Raw genomic sequence first — 2,498 nt, 5'->3', positions numbered from 1 at the left:
TACTGCTTTTACCGGGAGGTTTTCAAATATGGCTTATGCAATTTTAAGAGTTGAAAAAACAAAAAATACTTCAATCGCTGGAAAAAATTCTCACAATATGCGATTGAGAAAAACACATAATGCAGATCCTAACCTTAAATCCCAAAACCGAATTTTAATCGGTTCTGGTGATTTAAGAACTGATCTTAATGCAAGGTTCCAAGCAACCAATGTTAAAGCTCGTAATTCTACTTCTGTTGTTTGTAATGAATTAATTTTAACTGCTTCCCCTGAATTTTTTGAAAATAACAAAAAATTAGAGGATTGGGTAAAAGTTCAAATGGAGTATTTGCAAAATGAATTTGGGGAAAATGCAATTAATGCAGTTTTACACTTAGACGAGCAAACCCCACATATTCACGCTTTTATAACTGGAATCGAATATAAAAACGGGGAATATAAATTAAACAATAAATCTTATATGAAAAAATATGAAACAATGCAGGATATTTATTTTAAATATAATAAACCATTGGGTTTAATCCGTGGGGTTAAAAAAGAAATTTCCAATGCAAAATATAAAGAAGTTAAGGAATTTTACAGCGACATTAAAAACATCAAAAATCAAACCGAATTAGAAATCGAAAATAATAAAATTGAAAAAATTAGAGTTATTGAAACGGAAGAAAAGAAAAAAATATTTAGAGATCCGGAGGTAGTGCCTAAGCACTACACAGGAGCTGAGGTTAATCGTTACATACGAAAGGCTCTAAAACCTTACAAGAACGAACGAAAGCCCTTGATAGCTCGTCTAAACGGGTTTAAGAGCCGTTTAGAGCATTCAGAGGCTGAGTTGTCAGATCTCCGTCAAAACTTCAACAGAAGAGTCCAGGAACGGGTACAACAAGAGCAGAAGCTGGCAGTGGCCAAAGCCACGGCTGAGCAAGATCAAATTATCCAAAATAAAAATAGAAAACTAAAAGATATGGAGTTAGAAATAATAGAATACAAAAGGCAGTTAAAAGAAAATACTTCAATTGCGCAGAGATATGAAAAATATAAAATCAACAGCGATGTTTTAGATCTAATACAAGAGCATAAACCGGCAGAATTTAAACAGCTCTTCAATGCTGCTATTGAAGCAGCAGATGCAGAATACACCCAGAAACAGCAAAACAATAATTACAAGGCAGAGCATAAGCCAAAGGCTTTAAAATTATAAAGCCCGGAACGGGAAACAGTGTAAAATTTCCCGTTGGTTTTAAAATGTATTTTTGAAATTCTCGTCTTCGACTTGCGCAGATCTCAAATTTTTTCTTTTTTCTTCGTCTAAACGATGGGCTAAACCTTTTGAAAAAATATTACTATTCATAAAAACATGCCCATCTTTTTCTACTAAAATATTTTTCTTTTTGAGATTTTTAAAATAATAACTTACGTTAGATTTAGCAAGATTTAAATTTTTCGCAATCGTTGATTGTGAAAGGTTAATTAAATTTCCGTATTCCATAACCTTTACAATTTCAACGATAATTCTAAACTCGTTTGGTTTTAAATTTAATTTTGCTAAAGCTTCAAGATTTTCAACAAATGTAATAACAAAATCTTTTTTTAATGAAGTCTTTTTTTCTTTCTCTACATAGACTTTAGCATTTAAATTAATACCATCATTGTTTTTATCGCTTCGGTCATTAGGATCGTTAATTTCCCTTATAACAAGCTCTTCAACGGCTTCGTTTGCAACTCTATTAAATAAATCGAATTGATTTAAATCCATTTCTAACATCGATTTATTTTCAAATAATGGATCTTCCGGTAAAGTCTCTAATATTGAGAAATTTTCTTTATTTACTAATTTATTTTTTTTCATATTAAACCCCTTTTAATAATTAAATTATAAATACTTATAACTCAGTTATAAGCTAAATATACAACTAGTCAATACATGATTACAACTTTTTATAACTTAGTTATATGAAGTTGGTCGAATGACCAACTTAGGGGGGTTATAGAAATCTATAACTGGGGTTATAGAAATCTATAACTTTTCGGTTATAGGAAACTATAACTTTTTTTTGATTTAAGTCAGTTGTGGTAAGGGTTAGAGGGGTATGTAAGATTAAAACAATAAGAAAGTAAGAGAGTAAACGGTGCAAACCTCCAGATCGAGCATAGAACTTACCAGGCTTCACAGAAGAAAACCCCCTTTCAGGGAGATGTGTTTTCGCTACCGCTACAACAGACCTTCCCGTTCCGGGCAATCTACCGCGCTTCGCTTGGTCAACCCTTCACAAGCCAAAATTAAAATTTTGACTTGCTCAGCGTTCTGTCTTTTTTCTTTTATTGGAAATCGTGAGTAAGGGGAAATTTTAATTTTCCCTTGCGAGGGATTGAGCCGTTGACTTTTGCTTTTTTTATTGTAGATGTATTTATAGATTTTCAATATTGCAGTAAAGGTATACTCACTATACCGAGAAATCTCGGTGTGAGCCTGGCAGGGGCCAAAAAGAAAAAAACCT

General features: G+C 32.3%; 3 protein-coding genes. 1 reads left to right on the top strand and 2 read right to left on the bottom strand.

The genetic code is table 11. The annotated features are described in order from the left end of the window. Window positions 1-1,201 (top strand): MobV family relaxase (mobV, locus tag F0Q32_RS20530; RefSeq protein WP_149464565.1); only part of this gene is annotated, 1,201 nt, incomplete at its 5' end. Between the two features lie 39 nt (window positions 1,202-1,240). On the opposite strand, the gene F0Q32_RS20525 is transcribed toward mobV, so the two are convergent. Together F0Q32_RS20525 and F0Q32_RS26360 are read right to left on the bottom strand one after the other, a co-directional pair. Then, the gene (locus F0Q32_RS20525) at window positions 1,241-1,849 is read right to left on the bottom strand and encodes a helix-turn-helix domain-containing protein (RefSeq protein ID WP_122639769.1); all 609 of its coding nucleotides are present in this window, start codon (window positions 1,847-1,849) and stop codon (window positions 1,241-1,243) included. 363 nt (window positions 1,850-2,212) lie between these two features. Next, window positions 2,213-2,498: hypothetical protein (locus F0Q32_RS26360; protein ID WP_223145809.1), on the bottom strand; the 286-nt coding region annotated here is incomplete at its 5' end.

The sequence above is a fragment of the Pseudocitrobacter sp. 73 genome (assembly GCF_008369545.1).
Lineage (GTDB): Bacteria > Pseudomonadota > Gammaproteobacteria > Enterobacterales > Enterobacteriaceae > Pseudocitrobacter > Pseudocitrobacter vendiensis.
The sequence above is the reverse complement of the archived record's forward strand: the minus strand, read 5'-3'. Positions and strand labels throughout refer to the sequence as shown.